The following is a 26,365-nucleotide window of genomic DNA, read 5'->3' as shown; positions in this document are numbered from 1 at the left end:
TCTTTTAACATTCTTACTGATTATATCACATTTAATTGGAAAATTCTTCTATTTTCCGTAATTTTAGCGATAAATCGTTTTCATAACGATTCCACCTAATTTCGCTTCTAATTCAGTGGATTTAGCTACAAAATGATTGGGAGAAACAATCGTTCTCTGTTCCTCTTCATACCTGATAATGACTGGGATTGGGCCTTTATATTGATCTAAAATTCTCGAAATTTCTTGATCTGAATCATGATTTTTCACCTGAATCCAAAAGCGCTCAGCCACTGCTTCTCTTATTTCTTGTGCAATCATTTGCAGACGACCGTCACGTGACTGGACTTTCCCTTTAATATAGTAGAAAGCTCCCTCTCTTACTTCTTGTCCAACCTGTTTATATAAATCTGAAAAGAGGGTAACATCTATTTTTTTCTTACTATCATCCACCTGTAAAAAGGCCATATTTTCACCCTTTTTGGTACGAATTACTTTTATTTTCTGAATTTCAACCAATATAATGGCGTGACTATTTTCTGACAAATTTCCGATTGGTGTAATTGGGTAGATAGCCTTACTTGCAATAGCTTGTAAGGGATGTTTGCTAACTCCTACCCCTAGAAGCTCTTGTTCCATATAGAATTTTTCTTGTTCTGTCCAATCTTCCGATTCCTGCCAACTATATATCGTATCACCGAACAAGCTTCCTAACTCTTTCACAAATTCAAATAGATTACCTAAATTATTAAATACTTTTTGGCGATTTTTTTCAAATGAATCGAAAAGACCAACTTTTACCAAAGGTTCTAGCAGAGGAAGTTTCAGATAATTCTCAGGTAGTTTAGCTAAAAAAACTTCGATGTTAGAATAGGGTCTATTTTCAATAATCCAAAGCGCCAAATCCTTGCTGATCCCCTTAATCGATTTCAAACCTAGATAGATAGACTTATTGGCAATTTTATCGTGATAGGGAATAGTATTGATGGACAATGGGGCTACTTCAAAACCTGCTTCTAAGGCATCTGTTACATAATCACTGTTAGCAGAATTTAACATAATCTGATAAAAGATGGCTGGATAATGTGTTTTAAAATAAGCCAACTGGAAGGCCAAGGCTGAGTAGGCATAGGCGTGAGATCTATTAAATCCATAACCTGCAAACTTCTCCATAACATCAAAAACCTGCTCTGCTTTTTCCACAGTATGACCAGCTTCTATGGAACCTTGAATAAAGGAAGTCCTCATCTCATGCATAGCAGTGGCATCCTTTTTCCCCATAGCTCGACGCAAAATATCGGCCTTACCAAGACTAAATCCAGCAAATCGCTGAGCAACCTGCATAACCTGCTCCTGATAGAGCATAATGCCATAAGTTGGAGCCAAAATATCCTCCAGAGCTGAATCTAGAACAGTCACTTCTTCCTGCCCATGTTTTCTAGCTACAAAATTATTGATATAATCACTAGCACCTGGTCGATTTAGGGAAGTAGTTGCTACAACATCTTCAAAACAGACTGGTTGCACACGTTTGAGCAGGCGAATAGCACCAGGTTGTTCAAATTGAAAGATACCTTTTGTATTACCAGAAGCAAAAAGAGCTAACGTTTCTTTGTCTTCCAAATCAATTTCTTCTATTTTTATATGAATACCTTCTGTTTCAGCAAGCAACTCTTGCATTTTCTGGACAAAGGTCAAATTTCTTAGTCCCAGAAAATCCATCTTCAAAAGTCCACTTGCTTCGACTCCATGAGCATCATATTGAGTCAGTGGAATTTCGTCACCATGTTTTAGAGGGATGTAATTGGTCAAATCTTGGTCACTGATCACAACACCAGCCGCATGGACAGAGGTTTGTCTTGGATAGCCCTCTATCTTGCAGGCAATTTCAAAGGCTTTTTGGTATTCTAACTTACTATTAATTTGCTGACGAAACTGGAGGTTACCCTCATAGGCCGACTTGAGATTATCACGAAAACTGATTTTCTTGGTAATTGCAGATAATTCATACTCTGGCACACCAAAGCGCTTCAAGACATCTCGAAGAGCTTGCTTAGCCCCAAAGGTAGAAAAAGTAACGATTTGAGCCGCATGTTTACTACCATATTTATTACCAACATATCTGATAAAATCTGGACGATAAATATCAGGAATATCAATATCAATATCAGGCATGGTATAGCGTTCACGATTGAGGAAACGTTCAAAAATCAGATTTTTCTCTACTGGGTCAATCCCTGTAATGTCTAGAGCATAGGAAACCAAGCTACCAACTGCGGAACCCCGTCCCATTCCCATATAATAGCCATTCGAACGTCCAAAACGCAACAAATCCCAGACAACCAAGAAATAATCATCAAAGCCCATATCATGAATAACAGCCAATTCTTGGTCTAGACGGTCTTGATATTCTTTACCAGTTAACCCCTTCTGAGCAAGCCCCAATTCAGCACGTTCTCTCAACTCTTCTACTGCTGGTCTAGCTGGATTAAAGCGAGGCAATTTCAGACTAGTATCCAAGTCATAAGAGATGCCTGAAATAAGCTTTTCTAAATTGTCCAAGGCTTGCGGAAAACGTTCTTGGAATAGTTTCTCTAAAGAACTTGCTGATATAAAAACATCTTGTTTCGAACGCAAAGGGACTTCTCTGAGCGGTAGATTTTCTTTAATCGCTGTTAATACTTGAAGAACTTCTCTATCCTTACTTTCAAATGTATTGACCCGATACAATGGTAAAATAGGATGGTGAAATTCGCTGGCCAGTGTTTCTGGGTAAACCCCTATATAGTAATCACAGCCTAGATTTAACAACTCAAGCTCTTCAAAATAAGGCACAATTACCACAATATCCTCTAGATACTGAGATAGAACTGACCAACTTTTCTCCCCCTGCATCTTGGCTGTTGAAAGTTTCATCAACTGCTGATAGCCCACACTAGATAAAGCTAAAAAGCGCAGATTCACATCCTTATCATCTACAATCACATTCATTTCAAGCCCTAACAAAGGATGAATGCCGTATTTTTTTGTAACCTCTAGAAAGTCGAAAGCCCCATAAAGATTGTCAATATCCATCATAGCCAGATGAGTGTAGCCATAGTCTTTTGCTGCTCTCACATACTTGTCAATCGAAATGACACTCTCCATAAAACTATAGACTGTTTTTGTATCTAGTTGTGCGATCAATTTACACTTCTCCTCTATCGTTCTCACTATATTATACCATTTTCTTAAAATTTCTATTACTATTACTGATGCTTTAATATCTAATAGCTCAAATCATAGTTAATTAGACAATCCTTGGATGATTTCCAACAGTACCACTAATATTTTTGTATTTAGGCTTATCATTTTACAAGTTTTTTTCATAAATACTCATTTTTATTTATTATAATTTATGTTAATTTTTATAGTTTATTTTCTCTCTATTTTTTGATATAATAACTGTAATATATTTCATAAATAGGAGGTCTTATGCGTTTTAATCAATTCAGCTATTTAGCGCTACCTAGAGATACAATTATCTTTGAATTAAAAAAGTATGGATTTGATTTACCAGTCAACATCACAAATAAAAAAATGCTTGAAGCGTTTCTTATTCGTTTCTTTTTTAATTACAAAGATAGCTCCTATCCCCTATCCAGTTTAGCAGTTGACCAAGAAACCGACTTACTGACTTTTTTTCAGTCAGACAAAGAGTTGACTGCGGATATTTTCTACACTGTAGTCTTTCAACTTCTAGGCTTTTCTTATTTGATTGACTTTGAAGATAGTGATGTTTTTCGTAAAGAGACTGGTTTTCCCATTGTATATGGTGACTTGATTGAAAATCTCTATCACTTACTCAATACTCGCACTAAAAAGGGAAACACTCTTATCGACCAACTTGTCAGTGATGGTCTTATTACTGAGGATAATGACTATCACTACTTTAACGGCAAGAGTTTGGCTACTTTTTCTAGCCATGATGCCATTCGAGAAGTCGTTTACGTTGAGTCTTGTGTCGATACTGACCAAAAAGGTCTACCAGACTTAGTCAAGGTCAGCATTATTCGTCCACGTTTTGATGGACAAATCCCTGCTATCATGACTGCCAGTCCCTATCATCAGGGAACCAATGATAAAGCTAGTGACAAAGCACTTTACAAGATGGAGGGCGAACTCGAGGTAAAACCTGCTCACAAGATTGAGTTAGAGGAACCTCAACTAAATCTCGTCCAACCTCAAGGTCAAGCTGAGCTTGTGTCAGAAGCTGAGGAAAAGCTAACGCACATCAACGCTAGCTATACTCTCAACGACTACTTCCTTCCACGAGGTTTTGCCAATCTTTATGTCTCAGGTGTCGGTACCAAAGACTCTACAGGTTTCATGACTAACGGGGACTACCAGCAAATAGAGGCTTATAAAAATGTCATTGACTGGCTCAATGGTCGCTGCCGTGCCTTTACTGACCATACGCGCCAGCGTCAAGTCAAGGCTGACTGGTCAAACGGAAAAGTTGCCACAACTGGACTTTCCTATCTAGGTACCATGTCCAATGGTCTAGCGACTACAGGTGTAGATGGTTTAGAGGTTATCATTGCCGAGGCTGGTATTTCTTCGTGGTACAACTACTACCGTGAAAACGGTCTAGTAACTAGCCCAGGTGGTTATCCAGGTGAGGACTTTGACTCCCTTGCTGAACTAACCTACTCTCGTAATCTCTTGGCTGGTGACTATATCCGTGGCAATGAAGCTCACCAAGCTGATTTGGAAAAGGTAAAAGAGCAACTGGATCGCAAATCTGGCGACTACAATCAGTTTTGGCATGACCGCAATTATCTGCTCAATGCCCATAAGGTAAAGGCAGAGGTTGTCTTTACTCATGGTTCTCAGGATTGGAATGTCAAACCGCTTCATGTTTACCAGATGTTTCATGCCCTTCCTGCTCACATAAACAAGCATCTCTTTTTCCACAATGGCGCCCATGTGTACATGAACAACTGGCAGTCTATTGACTTCCGTGAGTCCATGAATGCCTTATTGACTAAGAAATTACTGGGACAGGAAACAGATTTCCAACTTCCTACTGTCATCTGGCAGGACAATACAGCTCCTCAGACTTGGTTATCACTTGATAACTTCGGTGGGCCAGAAAACTTTGAAACCTTCTCACTTGGTCAAGAAGAGCAGTTTATTCAAAACCAGTACTCAGATGAGGATTTTGAGCGTTATGGTAAGACTTACCAGACCTTCAATACAGAACTCTATCAAGGGAAAGTCAATCAAATTACTATTGACCTTCCTGTTACCAAAGATCTCCACCTGAACGGTCGTGCACGGCTCAATCTTCGTATCAAATCCAGTACAAATAAGGGTCTCTTTTCTGCCCAACTGCTAGAATTTGGACAGAAGAAATACCTACAACCTTATCCAGCTGTTTTAAGTGCTAGAACCATTGACAACGGTCGCTACCACATGTTGGAAAATCTTAACGAATTGTCTTTTCGTGAAAATGCACAACGCGTCGTGACAAAAGGCTATCTCAATTTGCAAAATAGAAATGATTTACTGTTAGTAGAGGATATTACTGCAGATGAATGGATGGATATCCAATTTGAATTGCAACCAACTATTTACAAGTTAAAAGAAGGAGATACTCTTCGTTTAGTCCTCTATACTACTGACTTTGAAATCACAATTCGTGACAATACTGCTTACCACCTGACTGTTGATCTTGAACAGTCTAGTCTTATCCTACCTTGTCAAAAGGTATAATATAACAGAGATTCAGTATGGAAAAATTTCCACTTGAACAGTCTAACAAAACATAAACTTGGTATCAAATCCACTCTCAAAGAAGGGCTTATGATAATCCCATAACGGGAGCTTGTACAAAAGATACTAACCCCAAAAACCAACATGTGTACTCATTAATAATACTCGCTACCACACCACATGTTGGTCAATCTCTGTGAATTGACATTTAGAATAAATTCACAACAAGCCGTGACAAATGCTACCAAAATTGAATGATTCACTGTTAGTAGAGAACAACCATGCTGATGAAGGGATAGACAGCCAATTCATCTGCACCCAACAAGTGACAAGTTAAAAGAGGGAGATGCTCTCCATCTAGTTCTTTATACTACTGACTTTGAAATCATCATACGTGACAATACCGCTTACCACTCGACTGACGATTTCGATCAGTCCACGCTTTCTGTACTTTGTACAAGGAGTAAATTTTATGAATAAATCTGAACACCGCCACCAACTCATACGAGCACTTGTAAGCAAAAACAAAATTCATACTCAAGCTGAGTTACAAGCTCTTCTTGCCGATAACGACATTCAAGTTACTCAGGCAACTCTTTCCCGTGACATCAAAACAATGAATCTCTCAAAAATACGTGAAGAAGATAATTCTTACTACGTACTCAATACTGGTTCTATCTCAAAATGGGAAAAACGCTTGGAGACTTATATGGAGGATGCTCTTGTACTGATGCGTCCTGTTCAACATCAAGTACTTTTGAAAACTCTTCCTGGTCTGGCTCAATCATTTGGTTCTATTATTGATGCATTGAGCTTTCCTGACGCTATCGCTACGCTCTGTGGGGACGATGTCTGTCTGGTCATCTGTGAAGATGCAGAGGCTGCACAAAGTTGTTTTGAAGAATTGAAAAAATTCACACCACCATTCTTTTTTGGTGAATAAAAAAACTCCGTGTCTGATGTTAAGGCACGGAATTTTTTATCTTCTTTACTGTGATGGATTTTCTTTTTTCGTTCGTGCCAACCTCAGGGCACGGTTTGGATTGAGACGATTAAATAGTTCTTCCAATTTCTTTTCATTCCAAAGGTCTGCGGCGGAAACGAAATTGCCATCCGCATCTCGGAAAGATATCGGTTTATCTCCCATATCAGTCTCCTAATCTACAAATTCAAACTCAAATTTACCAATGCGGACCAAATCGCCATCTTTAGCTCCACGCGCACGTAGGGCTTCATCAACCCCCATACCACGTAATTGACGGGCAAATTTCATAACAGATTCGTCACGATCAAAGTTGGTCATATTAAAGAGTTTCATGAGTTTTTCACCAGAAAGTATCCATGTCGCATCGTCATCACGACTAATTTCAAAGGCTTTTTCTTCCTCGTCAAAGCCGTAGTAAGCTTCTTCTTCCATATCTGACTCGTCGTAGAGTAAGAATTCTGGTGTCTTGTCTAACAATTCAGCTGTAGCATCCAAGAGCGTTGCCAGACCTTGCTTTGTCAAACCAGAAATTGGGAAGATTGCTGGTAACTCTTCAAATTCATCGTAGTTTTCAGCCAATTTTTTCTTGAATTCTTCAAGATTTTCCTGACTCTCAGGCATGTCCATCTTATTGGCTACGATAATCTGTGGGCGCTCCATGAGACGAAGATTGTATGACTCCAACTCCTTATTGATAGCTAGGTAGTCCTCATAAGGATCACGGCCTTCACTAGCTGACATATCAATGATATGAAGGATGACACGTGTACGCTCGATGTGACGGAGGAACTGGGTTCCTAGACCAACACCCTGACTAGCCCCTTCAATCAAACCTGGCAAGTCTGCTACTGCAAAGGATTCACCTGATTGGGTACGAACCATACCTAAATTTGGCACAATGGTCGTAAAATGATAGGCACCAATTTTAGGTTTAGCTGAGGTGATTACACTTAAAAGTGTTGATTTCCCTACAGATGGGAATCCTACTAAACCGACGTCTGCCAAGATTTTTAGTTCCAATTGTAACTCACGCTCCTGACCTGGTTCTCCATTTTCAGAGATTTCAGGTGCAGGATTTTTTGGTGTCGCAAAGCGGATATTTCCACGACCACCACGACCACCGTGGGCAACGATAAATTCTTGACCGTGTTCAATCAAATCTGTCAAGACCTTGCCTGTCTCGGCATCACGCACAGTCGTACCTTGTGGCACTCGAACTCTTAGGTCTTCAGCACCACGACCATGCATCCCTTTGGTCATTCCTTTTTCACCAGAATCAGCCTTGAAATGACGGTTATAGCGGAAATCCATCAAGGTACGTAGCCCTTCGTCTACAACGAAGACCACATTACCTCCACGACCACCATCACCACCCCAAGGACCACCATTAGGGACATATTTTTCACGGCGAAAGGCAACCATACCATCGCCACCATTACCAGCCTTGACCTTGATCTTGGCTGTATCTAAAAACATACTCATTTTTTCTTCTCACTTTAAAAAAGGGCTGGGAAATCCCAGTCACAAAATTTTCTTGAATCTATTTTATAGATTACTGAGGGCACCAATTGCAGTTGCAAAAATACCCAAAATACTTGCTACTAGCATGATAAGTACGATAAGCAAGGTTAATTTCTCAAACATCGTTTTTTTACGTTTTCCATTATCTCCAAATGCCATTTTTCTCTCCTTCGTTACATTCTATTTTCTATTATCTTAGCATGAATTCAGCTAGTTTTCAATAGTCACTTGCTACAGGTGCAATTATCCATAAAATGATATAGGCTACAATTCCAACTCCGTAACAGAAAGCAAGGACACCCCATATTACGCGAACAATAGTAGGATCCATATCAAGATAATGGGCCACTCCAGCACAAACACCAGCAATCTTTTGGTCACGACCGCTTCTCATTAATCGTTTATTCATAGCTTATCCTCTTTCTATTCTTCATGGTCTGTCCAATAGTCTCTCATGCTGATTAATTGTGTTTTTGAAGCCTTCAGCATGCGTCTAGAGCCTTTTACCGGCACAGCAACCACCTGTTGTGGTAGATACAAAACTGTCTTAAAGATACGCTGACTAACCGTATCATCTTTAGCTAAATCTTTCTGGAAATTATTTGAAATAATAGCATCCAGATAAAATTCATGCACTCGTTTCCCAAAATTCTCGGCTGAAATCTCGTACAATTTCGCTGATAAGGTATGCTCATTCATATCTGGCGTTGCAATCAGAGCTTCTAAAATAGCTCCAGCCAAATCATGTTCACCGTAATACAAGGTTCCAAACATTTTATCACTGATCAGGTTGTCCAGATAAGGATTTCCATGTGCAATGACAAGTGTTCCACTGGCTAAGCTTTCCAAGTATGTCAACCCTTGCGTTTCACTTGTCGAAGCCGAGATGAAGAAATCTGCTGCCTTATAGTAAAGAGCTGTCTCACTAGGAGCAATCATCCCTGTAAAGACAACGGAGTCTTGAATCTCTAGTTTCTGTGCTTGCTCTTTGAGGTCATTCAGATAAGGACCATCTCCAGCTACCACCAGTTTAACCTTGTCTTCTTCTTTCAGAACTTCTGCAAAAGCTGCTAAAACTGCTTGAATATTTTTTTCATAGGAAATTCTGGAAAGACTCAGCAACATCTGTTCATCATCTTGAATCCCTAATTTACTACGCAGTTCTTTCAAATTTTCCTGCTTGATTTCTGGACGCTCAAACTTAGCTAATTCAATCCCAGTAGGAATGACCCGCTTTTCAACCTTGACCTTATAGTCAGATAGCAAGTCACGGACAATCTCACTCGGGCAAATAACCCCATCCACATCATGCAGGAAACCTCTGACCAGATACTTGACCATACTAGGACGAATCAACATTCCCTTAGCAATATAATGCACGTAGTCTTCGTATTGGGTGTGATAGGTATGGATGACTGGAATCTTCAATTCACGCGCAATCCAAATCCCCAACAAGCCAAGAGAAAATTCTGTCTGAGTATGGATAATATCCAGCTGATACTGCTTGGCAATTTCAAGTGCCTTGCTAAAACCTCGATAGGCAAAGCGACGATCTTTAAAAGCAAAAAAAGGAACACTTGGAATGCGGATAATTTGCCAATCTTCATAACGATTGACATCCTTATCTGTCGTCGTAAAGATAAAAACAGCATGTCCCTGTTTTTCAAGTTCGGTTTTCAAGGTTCGAATACTGGTCGCAACACCTGAAACCTGAGGAAAATAGGTATCTGTAAATAAACCAATTCGCATAGATTACCTCACTTTTTACTTTCTCCCTAAAGCGGCTTGTTTCTCATAAAAGTCCAACCAGATTTGTAACAGATGCTCTTCTGAATACTCCCTAGAAATATTCTTAGCTTTTTCTTTGAGTTCTTTTAAGGCAGCAGGATTTGCTTGATATTCCAAAATAGCTTCTTTCATCTCTTCTCTATCTGCTGTTGCCCGATAATTTCCCTCTAAAATCACCTTATAAAGATCCAAATCACGTAACATGATAGGAGCCTCACAACTAGCAGCCTCTAAAATCGTCATAGGAAAGAGCTCATTGTAACTAGGCAACAAGAAAAGATCCGCTAGGGCATACAATTCGCGCATCCGTTCTGGCGGCACAATACCTGGAAACATCAAATTTTTGGGTGGATTATCCATCATTTTCTTGTAGCGTTCATAACCATCTGTCATACCACCAAAAGAGAAACCACCAGCCCAGATAAAGGTAATCTGAGGCAATTCCTCAGCCAGACAGATAAAGTCATCAATCCCTTTACGTTTCTGAACTTGCCCAGCACCTACTACGATAAACTGATTTTCACTAAGACCTAAATCTGTTCGCAGTCTCGCTACCTCTTCTTGTGGAAGGGGATGCCATTTTTCCTTGTTTACAAAGTTAGGAATATAGGTCACTTTTTCACGTGGAATACCAGCTGCCACCAAATCCTCGATAAACATAGGATTGACCACCACCAAATGCTCCATCCGGTTGTAAAAAGAAAATACATAGCGTTTCACAATTCCCTTTAAGAAAAATGGAATTTTCAAACTCCCCTCAAGTGTATCAGGCAAGAAATGCACATAGCCAATTTTCCTTCCTGAGCGTTTCTTTTGGAATGTAGATAAATAATAGGGGAAATCAATCGTATGAAAGTGAGTTACATCTGCCTCAATTGGTAGATTTTCTGTAACAATCAATTGGTCCTTAGCATCACGGTGAAGAAGACGAACTAATTCACGGTAGGCACCTGAAACTCCTTGTCCTGCTACTTTCTCACTTGAACTCAACATATTGATGCGTAATTTCTTTTTTTCCATAACTACTATTATATCATTTTCTTTGAATAAAATCAGCAAAAGAAAGGAGAGACTAGAGGAAAAGAGGGGAAATTTCCTTGCTTTTCCAATAATCTCTCACATACTTTTATATGTTTACTTAATGCCTAGGGCAATGCGGGCATAGCGACTCATTTTTTCAACTGTCCAGGCTGGATACCAGACTAATTTGACCTCAGTATCAGTCACTTCGGGCACCTCGGTCATAGCATCATAAATCTGGTCTGTCAAAAGATCTGCCAGGGGACAACCCATAGTTGTCAAAGTCATATCAATCTCTGTTTGCCCTGTGTCTCCGTCAAAACGAATCTCATAAATCAAACCAAGATTGACAATATCGATTCCCAACTCAGGGTCGATAACTTCTTCCAAGGCTGTTAAAATGCGTGTTTTGATGTTTTCAATTTGCTCTTCTGTATAAGCCATATTTATCCTCACTCTTAGTCTTCAATAAAATCACGAAGCGGTTTGCTGCGACTTGGTTGGCGTAGTTTTCTCAATGCTTTAGCCTCAATCTGACGGATACGCTCACGGGTTACGTTAAAGACTTTCCCCACATCTTCAAGGGTGCGCATTTTCCCATCATCTAGTCCAAAACGCAAACGTAGAACATTTTCTTCACGGTCTGTAAGAGTATCCAAGACCTCATCCAACTGCTCACGCAAGACGATACGAGTTGTGTAGTCCACTGGATTTTCAATCACTTCGTCTTCGATAAAGTCCCCAAGATGGCTATCATCCTCTTCACCGATCGGTGTTTCAAGAGATACCGGCTCCTGTGCGATCTTCAAGATTTCACGAACCTTGTCAGGAGTCATATCCATACGTTCGGCGATTTGCTCAGGTGTTGGATCTTGTCCCAATTCTTGAAGGAGATTACGTTGTTCGCGAACCAATTTATTGATGGTTTCAACCATGTGGACTGGAATACGGATGGTACGAGCTTGATCCGCAATAGCACGAGTGATTGCTTGACGAATCCACCAAGTTGCATAAGTTGAAAACTTGAATCCTTTAGAATAGTCAAACTTGTCAACCGCCTTCATCAAGCCCATGTTCCCTTCTTGAATCAAGTCAAGGAACTGCATACCACGGCCGACATAGCGTTTGGCAATAGAAACAACCAAACGAAGGTTGGCTTCCGCAAGACGTTGTTTGGCTTCGATATCACCAGCTTCAACAGCCAGTGCCAATTCTTTTTCCTCTTCGTTGGTCAAGAGAGGTACAACCCCGATTTCTTTCAAGTACATACGGACAGGGTCATTAACCTTAGCCGAAGTTGAACCAATCAAGTCCTCGTCACTGAGTTCTGGCTCTTCTTCTGCACTAAGAACACGCGCACTTGGATTTCCTTCGTTATCTGTGATAGAAATTCCTGCATCTTGAATCCGTTGCAAGAGATCTTCAATCCCATCAGCGTCCAAGGTAAAAGGAATAACTAGACTAGCATTGATTTCATCATCTGTTGCTGTCCCTTTTTGTTTATGATTACGGATAAATTCTGCTACTTGTACGTCAAATGTTGTTACTTCTTTTTGTTTTGTTGCCATTATTACTCCATTCTTCTCTTTTGGGAAATTAAACGTTCCAATTCTTCTAGGGCTGTATCGGTATCTCCTACATGGCTAGCTTCCTGCACCTTCTTTTTGATTCTCATATTGTCCTGATTCAAGAGAGCCTTGTTTCGAGTCATCTCTACTTCACTAAGTTCCTGCGGTGACATCTCAGCAGGTAAATCCTGAGCTAAGACTTGGTACCAAGCTCTTTCAACTTCCTCTGTCTGCTCTGATAAAACTTCTGGAGGAAGATTGCCATACTGACCAAGCAAGTCATATAAGACCTGAAATTCAGGTGTGTCAAAGGCAAAGTCTTCTCGCAAACGGTAATCATTCAAAATAAGGGGAGATTCCATCATTCGATAAAGTAGATGGGCTTCTGCCCTCATAATAGCCGATAACTGCTTGGTGACAGGCATAGTAATCGGCATCGGTCTGGAAATTCCTTCCATGCGATTCTGCCTTTGTGCCTGTCGACTCTCATTAACAATCTGCTCAATCTGGGCATAATCAAAGGAGACCAGACTGTCAGCTAAAATATGAATATAACTGTTTTGAGCAGTGATAGACTTTTCTTGAATAATCAAGGGAGCTATTTTTTCAATAAACTCAATCTGAGCCTGCAGATTTTCACTATTTTCAGGTTTATACTGGTAAATGTAAAACTCAATCGGACTAATACGAGTTTTCGTTAATAGATAGGCCAAGTCTTCTGGACCATTTTTTTGTAGATATTCATCTGGATCCAAGTTATCAGGCATGCTGACGATTTGCACAGGCATATCACCAATTTCGTCCAACGCTTTCAATGTCGCAGCTTGCCCAGCCTTATCGCCATCGTAAACAAGAACCAACTTCTTGGTTAGCCTTTTCAGATGATCAACATGCTCACGACTCAAGGCTGTTCCCATTGATGCGACAGCATTTTCGATTCCAGCCCGATAGGCTGCAATGACATCCATGAATCCTTCCATCAGGTAAATCTCACTGGTTTTGCCAGAAGATTTTTTTGCCCTATCCATATGATATAATTCGTAACTTTTGTTAAAAATTGCAGTCGATCGGCTATTTTTATACTTAGAAGTTTGTGAATCCGTTTTCTGCCAGATACGACCTGAGAAGGCAATAACCTTTCCTTGGTCATTTGTCAGGGGAAACATAATACGATTGTGAAAGGTGTCTACAAATTGATTGGCATCCGAGAGATAAAACAGTCCTGAATCCAAGAACTCCTCTTCACGATACTGACCAGACAAACGTTGATAAAGATAGTTGCGTTCTGGAGGTGCTAAACCAATCCGAAAATGTTTGAGCACTTCATCTGTCAAACCACGCTGATAAAGGTAATTTCTGGCCTCTTCTCCCATAGTCGTTGTCATGAGAATAGCATGGTAAAATTTGGCAGCATCTTCGTGCATATCATAAAGAGCTTGGTGAGGCGAAACTGGCTTCTGTTCACTATAAAGCGGCTTTTCAACCTCAATCCCAACACGCTGACCTAAGATTTGGACAGCCTCCATAAAGGGAACCCCTTGGTACTCCTCTATGAACTTAAAGACATCACCTGAGCGACCACAACCAAAACAGTGGTAAAACTGCTTATCCTCAACAACGTTGAAAGAAGGTGTTTTTTCACCATGAAAAGGACAGAGCCCTAGATAGTTCCGTCCTGCCTTTTGTAAAGAAATCACATCTCCTATGACTTCCACAATGTTGGCATTGTTTTTGATTTCTTCAATGACTTGTTTGTCAACCATACACAATACCTCCATGTTATCATAGTTTACTTTATATAGTATACTTTATTTCAGAAAAAAAGTAAACCATTTCACTCATTTTCCCTAGTTTATTCAAAGAGCTGATAATAATCAGAGATTTTCATTTTTGCTTTTTCTTCTTGTTTCAAATCTTGGATAATTCGTCCTTCTTTCATGACAATTAAACGATTACCATATTTGAATGCATCTTCCATATGATGGGTAATCATAAGCGCTGTCAGCTGATCTTTCTTGACAAATTCATCTGTCAATTCCATCAAAGCCACACTGGTCTTTGGATCAAGGGCTGCAGTATGCTCGTCTAACAAGAGTAATTCAGGACGCTTCAAGGTTGCCATCAAGAGACTCAAAGCCTGTCTTTGTCCACCTGATAAGAACTCAATCGGTGTATTCAAGTGTTTCTCAAGACCGTTTCCCACTTTTTCAATGGTTGACTGAAATTCATCCTTATAGCTAGCCAGACGTCTCGGAAACAGTCCACGCTTTTCACCACGAAACTTGGCAATCAAGAGATTCTCTGCCACTGTCATACGAGGAGCTGTCCCCATCTTGGGATCTTGGAAGACACGAGACAGATATTTAGCGCGCTTCTCTGGTGAAAACTTAGTAACATCCTCACCTAAAATACGGATAGTTCCACTGGTTAGTAATAAAGTTCCTGCAATAGTGTTAAAGAGAGTCGATTTCCCAGCACCATTTCCACCTAAAATCGTGATAAAGTCCTGTTCAAAAATTTCTAAGGAAACATCATTTAAAATAATCTTTTCTTCATCAAAGCCATTTTTAACGACTTTGGTTGCATTTTTTAATTCTACAATTGCTGTCATTTGCTTAACTTGGCTCCTTTCAAGATTGTTTGCTTAAATGTTGGAATCATGAGGCAGACTGCTAAAATCACAGCGCTGTACAAACGAAGGTAACTTGTATTAAAGCCAAGCGCAATAACTGCCCACACTAAGAATTGATAAGCGATAGAACCTACAACGATGGCAACCAGACGCTCTGCCAAGCTCAAACTCTTGAAGATAACTTCTCCAATAATCAAACTTGCAAGACCTACAACGATAACCCCGATTCCTCGAGACACATCAGCATACCCTTCTTGCTGAGCAATGAGAGCACCTGCAAGGGCAATTACACCATTTGATAAGACCAATCCCATGAGCTCCATGCGTCCAGTATGAATCCCGAAACTTCTAGCCATATCAGGATTGTCACCTGTAGCAATATAGGCTTGTCCGAGTTTAGTGTCCAAGAAAAAAAGCATGAGAGCAATAACAATACTCACAAAGATGAGACCTGTCAAGAGTTGGTTCAAGTCTGAATCAAAAGGGAAAACATCCTGAATTTGCTTAGTTCCAAGCAGTCCTAAGTTTGCACGTCCCATAATCAAGAGCATGATAGAGTGACAGGAAGTCATCACCAAAATCCCTGAGAGCAAAGTTGGGATCTTCCCTTTTGTATAAAGAAGTCCTGCTGCCATTCCAGCCAAACAACCTGCTCCTACAGCAACAAGTGTCGCTAAAAATGGGTTCACGCCTTTGGTTATCAAAGTGACAGCAACAGCTCCCCCAAGAGGGAAGGAACCTTCTGTCGTCATATCTGGAAAGTTCAAAATCCTAAATGTCATAAAGATTCCCAGACCTAAAATAGCCCAGACAAATCCTTGAGAAATAATAGATAATATCATCTGCTTCTTAACCTTTTCTATACGATTTCTTTTGTAAAAAATTGGAGGAGATGTCCCCAACTCCTCCATTACAGATTATTCAATTACTTGTCCTGCTTCTTTAAGAACAGATTCAGGAATAGTAATACCTAATTCTTGTGCCAATTTTTTATTAATCACTGACTTACCAGTTGAAAAGACATTGACTGGAGTATCAGCTGGTTTTGCACCTTTCAAAACTTGAGCAATCATTTTACCTGTTGCCACACCAAGGTCGTGTTGGTCAACTACAACTGATGCCAAGCCACCTGCTTCTACCATGGCAGTCGCGCTTGGATAGATTGGTTTTTTAGCTGATTGGTTGCTTGATACAACAGTTGAGAAGGCTGAAGCAATTGTATTATCGATTGGAACCCAGATAGCATCAACCTTGCTAGTCATAACGTTAACTGTTGAAGCAATTTCATTTGTTGAAGGAACAGCAAATGTTTCTACAGTCAAACCTGCTTTTTCAGCATAAGTCTTAAATTCTTCAACCTGTGTTTTTGAATTGTCTTCGCTACTTGAGTAAAGAGCTCCGATTGTTTTTACATTTGGTGTAAGAGCCTTAATGAGTTCAACTTGTTGTTGAGCTGGATTGTGGTCAGACACCCCTGTAATGTTGCCACCTGGTTTTTTCAAATCTTTGACCAAGTTAGCACCAATTGGGTCTGTAATAGCAGCCATGATAACCGGTAGGTCTTTTGTGGCACTAGCCAAACCTTGAGCAGCTGGTGTCGCAATACCAACCACAAGGTCATTCCCATTTGCGACCAGTTGTTTACTCATTGTCGCAACCTTACTTTGATCACCTTCTGAGTTCATAAAATCGATTTTAACTTGGTCATCTTTATAACCTTCTTCTGCAAGGCCATCTTGAATCCCTTTATAAATCAAATCAAGAGATGGATGGCTAACAAACTGAAGAACACCAACTTTGGCAACTTTCTTCTCATTCTTAGCTTCTGGTTTATTCATTGAAGAGTAAATTAAGCTTCCTGCTACTAAGACTGCTAATGCAGCGATAATTCCAATTAAACGTTTATTTTTCATTCTATTTCTCCTTTTTATTCCTTTAAAATACTTCACTTATCTAATACTCTTCGAAAATCTCTTCAAACCACGTCAGCGTCGCCTTACCGTAGGTATATGATACTGACTCTGTCAGTTCTATCCACAACCTCAAAACAGTGTTTTGAGCAGCTTGCGACTAGCTTCCTAGTTTGCTTTTTGATTTTCATTGAGTATAAACAAGCGACGCCATCGTTTTCTTTCCATACTAACCTCCATCAAAAAAGTCCTCACACAAAAAACTTGTGTGAGGACGTCGATGCGCGGTACCACCTCAATTATAGGGAATTTCCCTATCGCTCTGTCTCGCAATAACGAGATGCACTGTAAGGTGTGCTCACCGAATTTTTATGATTTCAAATTCTAAATAACATTCAGCCCAATTTTCATCATCATCACTTATCTGTTTTCAGCTACCACAGACTCTCTAAAAAGTTTGAATGATTACTTTTCTGAATGGTTAAATTATATCATTTTTCAACTACTTGTCAAGACTCTTTTAGCATTTTTTTGAAAGATTCAAAAACTTCCCCTATAGAAAAGAGGAAGTTTGAAAGACATCAGCCCGAATTACGCAATCCTGTCGCAATTCCGTTGATGGTTGTATGGATTAATTTTTCTTGGTCGCTAGATAATTCTCCTCGGCGTTGACGTTTAATCAACTCCAACTGGATATAGTTAAGGATATTAAAGTAAGGCATACGATAATCCAAACTTGCTTTTAGATATGGATTTTCAGCCAAGAGTTCATCATATCCTTCAATAGCCAAGATGACTTCCTTGGTAACTTGCCATTCGTTTAAAATAGTCTCATAGATTGCTTTTACTTCTTCATCTTCACAAAGTTTGGCATATTCAAAAGCAATATTCATATTTGATTTTGACAAGACCATATCAACATTTGAAAGAAGCGATTGGAAGAAAGGCCAGTTTTGGTACATATCTCGTAAGATAGCGATATTCTCTGGATTTTTATCGATAAATTCCTTGAAGCTTGAACCAACCCCATACCAGCCAGGGAACATGACGCGACTTTGCGACCATGAGAATACCCAAGGGATAGCTCGCAAACCACCGATTTCAGTAATAGTCTTACGAGCGGCTGGACGAGAACCAATATTAAAGCTTGAAATTGCCTTGATTGGACTTGACTCGAAGAAATAATCATAGAAATGATCATTACCAAAGACCAAATCACGGTAGATATCGTAACTACGGTCCACCACTTGGTCCATAATAGCTTCGTAACGATTTGAGGTGTTGGTATCGCTCTTCTTCTGAGTAATCATACGGTTAATGGCCGCCGAAACCAACATTTCAAGGTTATAGTAAGCTGCGTCTTTGTTACCATATTTATTGCCAATTACTTCACCCTGCTCCGTCAAGCGGATACGATCCTTGATAGACTTGAGAGGCTGAGAGGTGATGGCTTCATAGGTTGGTCCACCACCACGACCGACAGTCCCACCACGGCCGTGGAAGAAGGTAACCTTAACGCCAAATTCATCTCCGATAGCAGTCAATTGTTGTTGAGCCTTGTAGAGGGTCCAACATGATGATAGGTAACCACCATCTTTATTACTGTCAGAGTAGCCCAACATGATTTCTTGATAGTTATTGCGTGAAGCAATCCATTTCTTGGCCAGAGGAAGAGAAAGATATTCTCTCATGGTTTCTTCTGAGTGGTCCAAATCCTCAATTGTTTCAAAGAGAGGAACAATTTGGACACGGGCTCTTTCTTTATCAACTAACCCTACTTCTTTTAGCAAGATAGCCAATTCCAACATGTCTGATACGCTGGTTGCATGTGAAATAATAGTCTGACGAATGACATCATCTCCCAACTTATCTTTCAACTTACGAGCAGCCTTAAAGATTGCTAATTCTTTTTCAAGTAACTCTGATTTTTCAACGTGAGTGGCAGAAAGAATACGTGGATCTTCTTCCAATTCTTTCAAAAGAAGCTGGCATTTTTCTTCTTCACTGAGTTCGCTATAATGAGAATGAATACCTGCTGATTTCAAGAGTTCGGCCACACAAGCTTCATGAACACTAGAATCTTGACGCATGTCAATAGATGCCAAATAAAAGCCAAAAATTTCAACTGCCTGAATCAGCTCAACAAAATCACCAGAAATCAGTGCTTCACCCTTGTTTTCCAAGAGGGAATCACGAATGGTAATTAAATCCTTATAAAAATCATTAGCTGTTTCATAGCGAGCTCCAACTTCCTTATCCTCAATCAAATAAGCTTTTGTCGCTTGGATTTTTGATTGAATATCAAACAAGGCACGACGGTATAGCTCTTTTTCACGATAAATAGAATTATCCTTAGACTGACGAGCCATTTCTCTGACTTGCTTGCTCACATTGACAATACTGGTTGAGAGAGAGAACTCACGATAAAGTTGGTAAATTTTTTCATCATAGTAGTTCATGATGACTTCACACTGAGTCATAGCAGATTGTTTCAAGGTATCTGCTGTAACAAAAGGATTCCCATCACGGTCTCCACCAATCCACATACCCATGGTAATTGGTTTTGGATGTTTCAACTCCAAGCCATGTTTTTTAGCCAGACGTTTGTACTCAGCAGTCAAATGAGGAACTGCCTTCAGGAATGAACTATTGTAGTATTCCATAACATTCGTGATTTCATTGGTTACTTTCAATTTCTTTTCACGAATCATGTCTGTTTGCATGATAATCTCAATGTAACGACGGAGATCATTATGCCATTTTTCCTTATTAATCAAGCCTAATTTCACATCACGGTACTTACGCAAAAGGGTATGGATATGGTTTGTCAAATCCAACATACTCTTACGTTGTACTTGTGTTGGATGGGCAGTCAAAACAGGGACAACATTCAAATGTTCTAGAATTTCAACCGCATTTTCTTTTTCTGCAACCATTTTGATCGTTGCTGATAATTTCCCAAGATAATCTTGATCGATGTTATTTTGATGGTTGATTTCATAGGCCAAATCCACGTCTTCTGAAATATTAATCAAAAGAGGCAAGATAGAGAAATAGCGTGAAATATATGCCATTTCATCATTTGTCAGACTAGTAACCAGTTGGTTCAAGCCTTGATAATCTTCTTGAGTTGATAATTCTTTCAACTCCATGATTTTTGCAAAAGTCTCTGGGGCAAGCATATTTTTAGTGATATCTTCTAACAATTCTGTTAAAATCAATACTTCTTCTTGCACGACAGCTTTATTACTATAGTTTTCTAATTTTTGAAGAGACATAGGTAATCCTTTCCACTATCAACTCTACATATAGTTTGATGAGTGAGTTTCTAACTCCTCATATAATTGGGCACGTTTTTCACTTGCATCAATATTTAAGACAAAAGCAATGGCTACAGACAAGACTAGGAGACTGTTCCCTCCTTGTGATAAGAAGGGGAAGGTTACTCCTGTCGAAGGAATAATGCCAGAAATTCCACCGATATTGACAAATACCTGTACCAGCATCATCCCCCCAACCCCAATCGCCATCATGGAATTAAAGGGATTCTTAGCACGAATACCGACTAGGATAATTCGTAAAATCAGGAAAAAGACAAGTGCTAAAATCAAGCTGGCTCCCACAAATCCAAACTCTTCAATAACAATTGAAAATACAAAGTCTGTATGGGCCTCTGGTAAATAACCACGTTTTTCGATTGAATTTCCTAAGCCTAGACCAAACCACCCACCATTTACCATGGCAAAGTAGGAATTTGCAAGTTGGTGGCCTGACCCTGCCAAATCGGCAAAGGGATTAAAGTAGGCACTGAAACGCTTAGCAACGTAACCAAATACTGGAACTTTTGAAAACTTATCAACCCCGATCATAGAAATAGCTGATAAGGATAGGGCTGAAACTCCAAATAATACACCGATAAAGGCTATAAACCAACGATGAGCAATTCCACTAACTGTATACATAATCAAGGCGACCAGAGCTAGGATGGTCGCATTCCCCAAATCTGGGAAAATAGCTAAACTTCCTATCATTACTAGTAGGACGAAGCGCCAATCATTAAAAGCACGAGGAATCCATTGATTTTGAGTTAAAACTTGAAAATCGTAAATCCCAATTTCATCCTGTTGTTTTGAGAAACGTTGGGCCAAGTACCAGACGATGATAATCTTCAAATACTCAGCTGGCTGAATGGTCAAAGGTCCTACTGAAATCCAACCATAGGCTCCATTGACTGGCGTACCAATTAAGCGAGCCAGAGCCAAAAGAATCAGCTCAACAAACATAATAATAAATAGCAGTCGTTCTTTTCTTAAAAAATTCAGTTTCAGCTTATATATCAAGGCAATCAATATTAAACTAAGTATCCAAAACATTCCCTGACTTCGAACCAATTGGAGGGCACTTTTACCTTCTTCGATAAGAATGGCACTGGTTGTAGAATAAACTACAATCAAGCCCAAAATAGATAAAAGTAAGTAAGGAACTAGAATAGAATAGTTTAACAGGTGCCTCTTACTAATCTTCATAGTATCACCAATCTAATGAGAACAAAAGAAATTATTCCCAAATTCCGTTTATTTTCTAGTTTTGATTGCTATTATACCATTTTTTCCGAAAGAAAAAAACTCTTACCCTTAAGATAATAGATTTTCTCATAAGAAAAAGAGCGCTTGGCTCTTTTCTGTTTTATTCTTTTGAAGAACTGCTTGAGCTTGAATCTCCACCACCGATATATTGGGTAAAGATATTTTGGAAGGTTTGATCTTTAACCTTGATATTGGCTGCTTGCAATTCTTTTCCGACAATACTTTGAACAAATGATGCATCATTTTGTTTTTGAGTCAAGATAACAGTTTTCAATTTTTCTTTGTAGTCATCGATATTAGATGACTTTTCTGTTTTCTTAATGAGTTTTACAATGTAATATTGACTGCTGTATGCTTGAGTACCAGTAGCTGTAATGACATCAGAAATGCCATTAACATCCAAGGCAAAAGCTGCCTTCTTAACTTGATCTGGTACCTCTGTTGAAGCTGAATCAAAAGTGATTTCACCACCGTTCGCTTTGGTTTTCTCATCAGTTGAGTTATCTTTAGCTAATTGAGCGAAATCTGCGCCACTTGCCTTAGCTTTTTCGAGGACTTCTTTCGCTTTATCCTCATTATCAAGACGAATAATTTGAGCAGTTACGTCCGGAGTATAGTTCTCAAATGCTTTCTTATAGGCTTCATCAGTTAATTCAGCTTCTGCAGCCTTTTTAACTGCAAATTCAACTAATTTACTTGTACGAATTTGTGCTTTACGTGTTTCAAGAGTCATACCTGATTGTGATAAGACACGTTGGTAATTCTCACCATATTGTTTTTCTTCTCCAGAAATGATTTCATCGATTTCTTTCTCATCTACCTCTGAGCCATATTGCTTCTCAAATACTTTTTGAATGGTCATGTTCAACAAGACTTGTTGGGCTGAAGGATTGATTTTCACTTGCTCATAAAATTGATGTTCTGTGATGACATCCCCTTTCATGCTGATAAGGTCTGCCCCTTCTGAACCTTTCGAACAAGCTGCTAAAGTTGCTACTGATAATAGTGTAATGGCACCTGCCAATAGTTTTTTCTTCATGTCTACTCCTTTGAGATAAGTGTTACCCTATCTATTTTACTATATTTTCTTAAATTTTTCTGAAAATTATTCGCTGTCAAGCAATTGAACATCTGCTACATTTTTACGAAGCATGAGAATGCCGTCCCCTAAAGGTACTAATGTTGCAGTGAGTCCTGGATTGTCTAAAGTTGCATCAAATAATCTTTGAAGGCCTCGATAAATAGTTCGCTGGCCACGACGAACCTCCATAATGTCCTTGGCAACATCACCACCTTGAAAAATATCATCCAAGACAACCACACCACCGACTTCCAAATGTTTGAGGATTTCTGGCAAAAAGACGATATATTTAGACTTGGCAGAATCCATAAAGACAAAATCATAGGACTCTGTCAAGGTAGATAAGACATCTACCGCATCTCCTTCTAGGAGCGTAATTTGCTTGCGACTGTCAAACTGGGTGAAATTTTCCTTGGCAAATCCAATCATTTCTGGATTGCGGTCAATGGTTGTAATCTTAGCATTTGGCGCATGTTCAGCCATCAAGAGGGCTGAAAAACCGATGGCCGTCCCTATTTCCAGAATATTTTTAGGTTGTATGGTTTCCATGAGAAAACGGAAATAAGCAACCGTTTCATGGGGAATGATAGGAATATTTTCCTTGCGAGCAAAGTCTTCCAATTCTTTCAAAGAGCCTGTTACTTGCTTTTGACGCTGACGCATCAAGTCTACAATTTCTTCCTTGACGACAGGACGACGCATGTTATGGTTGGCATTCTTACTATACGATTCAACCATCTTATGCCAATCCCAATTTTTCAACAAGGGCTTCAAACTCATTTAAGCGACGTTCAAAGACAGCAAAGGCATCGTTTAGGTAATCTTCCTTCTCCATATCAACACCAGCTTTTCTCATGACATTAAGTGGATAGTCAGACTTACCTGCCTTGAGGTAGTCGATATAGCGGTCACGGTCTTCTTGACTACCATGCACAATCTTTTCAGCCAAGGCTGAGGCTGCTGCAAAGCCAGTTGAATATTGGTATACATAGTAGTTATAGTAGAAGTGTGGAATGCGTGCCCACTCGTACTGGATTTCAGGATTGTCTTCCTTACTCAAACCATAATACTCTTGGTTCAAGTCTGCGTAGAGTTTATTTAAGAAATCACTTGTCAAGACTTCACCATTTTGATCCGCTTGGTGAATGGCGTGTTCAAACTCAGCAAATTGAGTTTGGCGGAAAACTGTTCCACGGAAACCATCTAGGAAGTTATTGAGAATAGCAAAGCGCGTTGCGTCGTCTTCCACTTCTTCCAATAATTTCTCCGTCAAGATATTTTCATTGGTCGTTGATGCAATCTCTGCCAAGAAGATAGAATAATCTCCGTAAACATAAGGTTGAGTTTCACGAGTATAGCTTGAGTGCATACTATGACCTGTTTCATGAACAAGAGTAAAGAGATTGTCTAGATTGTCCTGCCAGTTAAGAAGCATAAAGGCATTGGTATCATAAGAACCACCTGAGTAGGCACCTGAACGCTTGCCTTGGTTTTCGTAAACATCAATCCAACGATCGCTGAAGGCACGTTTAACACGACTCAAGTAATCCTCACCCAAGACTGCCAAGGCTTCTTCTGCTTTTTTCAAGGCTTCTTGGTAGGTAAAACTATATTCGACAGACGAAAGCGGTGTGTAGACATCATACATCTTGAGGTCTGAAATCCCCAAAATCTTTGAACGTAGCTCAAGGTAACGATGCAAGAGTGGCAAATGCTTGCGAACTGCTGCTACCAAATTGTCATAAACACTTTCTGGAACAAAATTCGCTGCGAGAGCTGCATGACGAGCGCTCTTATAGTTGCGAACTTTGGCACGGTAGTTTTGCACCTTAACATTGGTTTGCAAGGTTTTTGCATAGGTATGTTGGAATTGTTCATAAGTCGCATAAAGGGCTTGATAGGCACCACGACGAACCTCACGGTTTTTAGACTCCATCAAGCGTGTGTAAGTCCCATGAGATAGCTGAACTTCCTTACCATCATCGTCGAGGACATAAGGGAACACAATATCCGCATTGTCCAAGATAGCGAAGGTTTCACTTGCCGAACCAAAGATTTCCCCAGCTCCAGCTAATAATTCTTCTTCACGTTGTGAAAGAACGTGTTCCTTGCCTTGCAAAAGCTTGTCAAAATAGTGTTGATAAACCTGCAATTTTGGCTGAGCTTCTAAAAAGTCAACATACTGCTTTTCACTAATTTCCATAAATTCAGGCTCATAGAATGAAAAGGCTTGGTCTAGCTGGCTATAGAGAGTCATGGCCTTGGCATAGTACTCTTGGTACTTGGCTTCACGTGTGTCTTGGTCATTCTTCATATGAGCATAAACGTAAAGTTTCTCCATTTGGCGTTCCATTTCAAGAGAAAATTCAGTAATTTCTAGTAGGCTATCCGCACTATCCAGGAGATGTCCTTCATACTGGGCTACTTTCTCCAATTGTTCTGTTAAATCTTTTAAGGCTTCTTCCCAAGCCTGGTCAGTTGGGTAAATCGTTGATAGATCCCATGTATCTTTTTCATTTATTTCATTTCTTTGTAATACCATTAGATTCCTCCATCTTTTCTATTCTACCATATTTTTCAAGAAATATTGCTGATAAAAGGCTGGTGGATAAAGCTTTTGCCAATCATTTTGAGGATTTTCTTGGTAATAGATTTGAAAATACTGATAATAGCGAGTCAAATCTTTCTCAATTTGGCAAAAATTACCTACTAGTGGTCTTATTTGTGGATACCATTCTTTTAGCCCATAAGTCAGGAGATTTTCTCCCTTTTGATAGGCTTCTGCTTGTTCTTTCATCCAAAAGGGATTTTGATAGTACAGTTGTTGCTGAATATAGCGACAGATGTCCTTATCCTCAGAAACTGTAAAATGAGATATTTTTTGTTTCTTATAGGGAAAACGTAATATCTCCAGTAGACTATCTTGGCCATAGGGAAATTCCTTGATTTGATAATGGAGTTTACCGCGGAGATCTTGGTGAATCAGGTATTTGAGTCTTAAAAGCTGTTTTTCCTTGTCCAATTCCCAAACATAAAATCCCATGTTTTGACTAAAATAGAGAAAACCTTGTTGCAGACGAGTCAAACGCTCCTTGATCCAAAGTTTTTCTCCCAGTAACCACAGTACTTGGTAACCCTGACTACGATAGCCCTCGCTACGCTCTTTAAGAAGTTTCTGTGGCAAGGGACTACACTGAACTTCTAGAGCAAGATGACCATTTACAAATACATCCGCAATCTGTTTAAGCTCTGGAAGAGGGTATTCTAATTGCACCTCAGCCTCTGTTTTCAACCAGTGATAAAGTGATTCTTTATTTGCCAGGTGTTCTGGACTTTCATTTTCAGAGGAAAAATCACAGTCTTTTAAGGTTTTGTGGGCAAAATGGGGCCGGACAATTGGTCCTTGACGCAAACGGAGCTGACCTCCACAAGCTGGGCAGGTGTATGCTTGCTTCTCAAGTTTATCCTCTAACACATTTACCAATTCTCCCCTAGCATCTCTCGCAACAAACATGATTCCCTCCTTTTCTATATTATT

21 protein-coding genes, 1 pseudogene and 1 other annotated feature are annotated in these 26,365 nt (G+C 39.6%); of the genes and pseudogenes, 3 read left to right on the top strand and 19 right to left on the bottom strand.

Translation table 11 applies throughout. From position 1 onward, the window contains the following. Positions 1-63: 63 nt before the first annotated feature. A complete protein-coding gene (locus tag LG372_RS00845) occupies positions 64-3,165 on the bottom strand; it encodes a DNA polymerase III subunit alpha (protein WP_225741881.1) in 3,102 nt (1,033 codons plus the stop codon). 288 nt (positions 3,166-3,453) lie between these two features. Between LG372_RS00845 and LG372_RS00840 the strand changes: the two genes are divergently transcribed. From LG372_RS00840 to LG372_RS00835, 3 genes and pseudogenes are all read left to right on the top strand, one after another. Beyond that, a complete protein-coding gene (locus LG372_RS00840) occupies positions 3,454-5,736 on the top strand; it encodes a Xaa-Pro dipeptidyl-peptidase (protein ID WP_225741880.1) in 2,283 nt (760 codons plus the stop codon). Between the two features lie 174 nt (positions 5,737-5,910). Continuing rightward, positions 5,911-6,216, top strand: a pseudogene (locus tag LG372_RS09780) (Xaa-Pro dipeptidyl-peptidase); the annotation flags it as partial. Then, positions 6,209-6,679 (top strand): arginine repressor, encoded by a 471-nt coding sequence (locus tag LG372_RS00835; RefSeq protein WP_033683528.1) that lies wholly within the window; start codon positions 6,209-6,211, stop codon positions 6,677-6,679. The pseudogene LG372_RS09780 and the gene LG372_RS00835, both read left to right, overlap by 8 nt. Positions 6,680-6,724: 45 nt before the next feature. Here the strand turns inward: LG372_RS00835 and LG372_RS00830 are convergent, their stop codons facing one another. The 18 genes from LG372_RS00830 to LG372_RS00745 all read right to left on the bottom strand — a co-directional run bounded on the left by LG372_RS00830 (position 6,725) and on the right by LG372_RS00745 (position 26,341). After that, on the bottom strand, positions 6,725-6,883 hold the full coding sequence (locus tag LG372_RS00830) for a hypothetical protein (protein ID WP_084887835.1): 159 nt from the start codon (positions 6,881-6,883) through the stop codon (positions 6,725-6,727). A 9-nt stretch (positions 6,884-6,892) separates the two neighbouring features. Further along, the gene (gene obgE, locus LG372_RS00825) at positions 6,893-8,203 is read right to left on the bottom strand and encodes a GTPase ObgE (RefSeq protein WP_033683526.1); all 1,311 of its coding nucleotides are present in this window, start codon (positions 8,201-8,203) and stop codon (positions 6,893-6,895) included. Between the two features lie 63 nt (positions 8,204-8,266). Beyond that, positions 8,267-8,401, bottom strand: a complete 135-nt coding sequence (locus tag LG372_RS00820; RefSeq protein WP_000863852.1) for a DUF4044 domain-containing protein — start codon at positions 8,399-8,401, stop codon at positions 8,267-8,269. Positions 8,402-8,459: 58 nt separating this feature from the next. Beyond that, positions 8,460-8,636: a PspC domain-containing protein gene (locus LG372_RS00815; protein ID WP_125409905.1), complete on the bottom strand. Its 177-nt coding sequence runs from the start codon at positions 8,634-8,636 to the stop codon at positions 8,460-8,462. Positions 8,637-8,665: 29 nt separating this feature from the next. After that, a complete protein-coding gene (locus LG372_RS00810) occupies positions 8,666-9,991 on the bottom strand; it encodes a glycosyltransferase family 4 protein (protein ID WP_225741879.1) in 1,326 nt (441 codons plus the stop codon). Positions 9,992-10,006: 15 nt separating this feature from the next. Next, positions 10,007-11,050: an alpha-galactosylglucosyldiacylglycerol synthase gene (gene cpoA / locus LG372_RS00805; RefSeq protein ID WP_225741878.1), complete on the bottom strand. Its 1,044-nt coding sequence runs from the start codon at positions 11,048-11,050 to the stop codon at positions 10,007-10,009. 114 nt (positions 11,051-11,164) lie between these two features. Next, on the bottom strand, positions 11,165-11,494 hold the full coding sequence (locus tag LG372_RS00800; protein ID WP_000331929.1) for a metal-sulfur cluster assembly factor: 330 nt from the start codon (positions 11,492-11,494) through the stop codon (positions 11,165-11,167). 14 nt (positions 11,495-11,508) lie between these two features. Continuing rightward, positions 11,509-12,618, bottom strand: coding sequence for an RNA polymerase sigma factor RpoD (rpoD, locus tag LG372_RS00795; protein ID WP_004259586.1), 1,110 nt, complete (start codon positions 12,616-12,618; stop codon positions 11,509-11,511). Between the two features lie 2 nt (positions 12,619-12,620). Further along, positions 12,621-14,381, bottom strand: a complete 1,761-nt coding sequence (dnaG, locus tag LG372_RS00790; RefSeq protein WP_225741877.1) for a DNA primase — start codon at positions 14,379-14,381, stop codon at positions 12,621-12,623. Positions 14,382-14,470: 89 nt separating this feature from the next. Then, positions 14,471-15,229 carry an ABC transporter ATP-binding protein gene (locus LG372_RS00785; RefSeq protein ID WP_225741876.1) on the bottom strand — a complete coding sequence of 253 codons (759 nt, stop codon included), beginning with the start codon at positions 15,227-15,229 and terminating at the stop codon, positions 14,471-14,473. Continuing rightward, positions 15,226-16,092: an ABC transporter permease gene (locus LG372_RS00780; protein WP_225741875.1), complete on the bottom strand. Its 867-nt coding sequence runs from the start codon at positions 16,090-16,092 to the stop codon at positions 15,226-15,228. The genes LG372_RS00785 and LG372_RS00780 overlap by 4 nt, the downstream gene beginning before the upstream one ends. Positions 16,093-16,167: 75 nt before the next feature. Then, positions 16,168-17,163 (bottom strand): tryptophan ABC transporter substrate-binding protein, encoded by a 996-nt coding sequence (gene trpX, locus LG372_RS00775; RefSeq protein WP_225741874.1) that lies wholly within the window; start codon positions 17,161-17,163, stop codon positions 16,168-16,170. A 264-nt stretch (positions 17,164-17,427) separates the two neighbouring features. Next, positions 17,428-17,645: a binding site (T-box leader), on the bottom strand. A gap of 96 nt (positions 17,646-17,741) precedes the next feature. Then, positions 17,742-20,438, bottom strand: coding sequence for a phosphoenolpyruvate carboxylase (gene ppc, locus LG372_RS00770; RefSeq protein ID WP_225741873.1), 2,697 nt, complete (start codon positions 20,436-20,438; stop codon positions 17,742-17,744). Positions 20,439-20,462: 24 nt separating this feature from the next. Then, positions 20,463-21,686, bottom strand: a complete 1,224-nt coding sequence (ftsW, locus tag LG372_RS00765; RefSeq protein WP_049510558.1) for a cell division peptidoglycan polymerase FtsW — start codon at positions 21,684-21,686, stop codon at positions 20,463-20,465. A gap of 160 nt (positions 21,687-21,846) precedes the next feature. Continuing rightward, positions 21,847-22,785, bottom strand: a complete 939-nt coding sequence (gene prsA, locus LG372_RS00760) for a peptidylprolyl isomerase PrsA (protein ID WP_225741872.1) — start codon at positions 22,783-22,785, stop codon at positions 21,847-21,849. Between the two features lie 66 nt (positions 22,786-22,851). Further along, positions 22,852-23,565 carry an O-methyltransferase gene (locus tag LG372_RS00755; protein ID WP_083320562.1) on the bottom strand — a complete coding sequence of 238 codons (714 nt, stop codon included), beginning with the start codon at positions 23,563-23,565 and terminating at the stop codon, positions 22,852-22,854. 1 nt (position 23,566) lies between these two features. After that, positions 23,567-25,369: an oligoendopeptidase F gene (gene pepF, locus LG372_RS00750; RefSeq protein WP_225741871.1), complete on the bottom strand. Its 1,803-nt coding sequence runs from the start codon at positions 25,367-25,369 to the stop codon at positions 23,567-23,569. Positions 25,370-25,387: 18 nt separating this feature from the next. Then, positions 25,388-26,341, bottom strand: a complete 954-nt coding sequence (locus tag LG372_RS00745; RefSeq protein WP_225741870.1) for a competence protein CoiA — start codon at positions 26,339-26,341, stop codon at positions 25,388-25,390. Positions 26,342-26,365: the final 24 nt, after the last annotated feature.

It is taken from the genome of Streptococcus sp. Marseille-Q5112, assembly GCF_916700555.1.
GTDB classification, from domain to species: Bacteria; Bacillota; Bacilli; order Lactobacillales; family Streptococcaceae; genus Streptococcus; species Streptococcus symci.
Note: the sequence above shows the minus strand (reverse complement) of the source record. Positions and strands in the feature narration are given on the sequence as shown.

Excerpts from the sequence above, each read along its gene's own strand:
- LG372_RS00835 (WP_033683528.1), top strand. The coding sequence starts at position 6,209 with ATGAATAAATCTGAACACCGCCACCAACTCATACGAGCACTTGTAAGC.
- prsA (WP_225741872.1), bottom strand. The coding sequence starts at position 22,785 with ATGAAGAAAAAACTATTGGCAGGTGCCATTACACTATTATCAGTAGCA.
- pepF (WP_225741871.1), bottom strand. The coding sequence starts at position 25,369 with ATGGTATTACAAAGAAATGAAATAAATGAAAAAGATACATGGGATCTA.
- LG372_RS00785 (WP_225741876.1), bottom strand. The coding sequence starts at position 15,229 with ATGACAGCAATTGTAGAATTAAAAAATGCAACCAAAGTCGTTAAAAAT.
- LG372_RS00745 (WP_225741870.1), bottom strand. The coding sequence starts at position 26,341 with ATGTTTGTTGCGAGAGATGCTAGGGGAGAATTGGTAAATGTGTTAGAG.
- LG372_RS00810 (WP_225741879.1), bottom strand. The coding sequence starts at position 9,991 with ATGCGAATTGGTTTATTTACAGATACCTATTTTCCTCAGGTTTCAGGT.
- ftsW (WP_049510558.1), bottom strand. The coding sequence starts at position 21,686 with ATGAAGATTAGTAAGAGGCACCTGTTAAACTATTCTATTCTAGTTCCT.
- LG372_RS00840 (WP_225741880.1), top strand. The coding sequence starts at position 3,454 with ATGCGTTTTAATCAATTCAGCTATTTAGCGCTACCTAGAGATACAATT.
- LG372_RS00830 (WP_084887835.1), bottom strand. The coding sequence starts at position 6,883 with ATGGGAGATAAACCGATATCTTTCCGAGATGCGGATGGCAATTTCGTT.
- cpoA (WP_225741878.1), bottom strand. The coding sequence starts at position 11,050 with ATGGAAAAAAAGAAATTACGCATCAATATGTTGAGTTCAAGTGAGAAA.
- rpoD (WP_004259586.1), bottom strand. The coding sequence starts at position 12,618 with ATGGCAACAAAACAAAAAGAAGTAACAACATTTGACGTACAAGTAGCA.
- LG372_RS00800 (WP_000331929.1), bottom strand. The coding sequence starts at position 11,494 with ATGGCTTATACAGAAGAGCAAATTGAAAACATCAAAACACGCATTTTA.
- dnaG (WP_225741877.1), bottom strand. The coding sequence starts at position 14,381 with ATGGTTGACAAACAAGTCATTGAAGAAATCAAAAACAATGCCAACATT.
- obgE (WP_033683526.1), bottom strand. The coding sequence starts at position 8,203 with ATGAGTATGTTTTTAGATACAGCCAAGATCAAGGTCAAGGCTGGTAAT.
- trpX (WP_225741874.1), bottom strand. The coding sequence starts at position 17,163 with ATGAAAAATAAACGTTTAATTGGAATTATCGCTGCATTAGCAGTCTTA.
- LG372_RS00815 (WP_125409905.1), bottom strand. The coding sequence starts at position 8,636 with ATGAGAAGCGGTCGTGACCAAAAGATTGCTGGTGTTTGTGCTGGAGTG.
- LG372_RS00820 (WP_000863852.1), bottom strand. The coding sequence starts at position 8,401 with ATGGCATTTGGAGATAATGGAAAACGTAAAAAAACGATGTTTGAGAAA.
- LG372_RS00755 (WP_083320562.1), bottom strand. The coding sequence starts at position 23,565 with ATGGTTGAATCGTATAGTAAGAATGCCAACCATAACATGCGTCGTCCT.
- LG372_RS00780 (WP_225741875.1), bottom strand. The coding sequence starts at position 16,092 with ATGATATTATCTATTATTTCTCAAGGATTTGTCTGGGCTATTTTAGGT.
- ppc (WP_225741873.1), bottom strand. The coding sequence starts at position 20,438 with ATGTCTCTTCAAAAATTAGAAAACTATAGTAATAAAGCTGTCGTGCAA.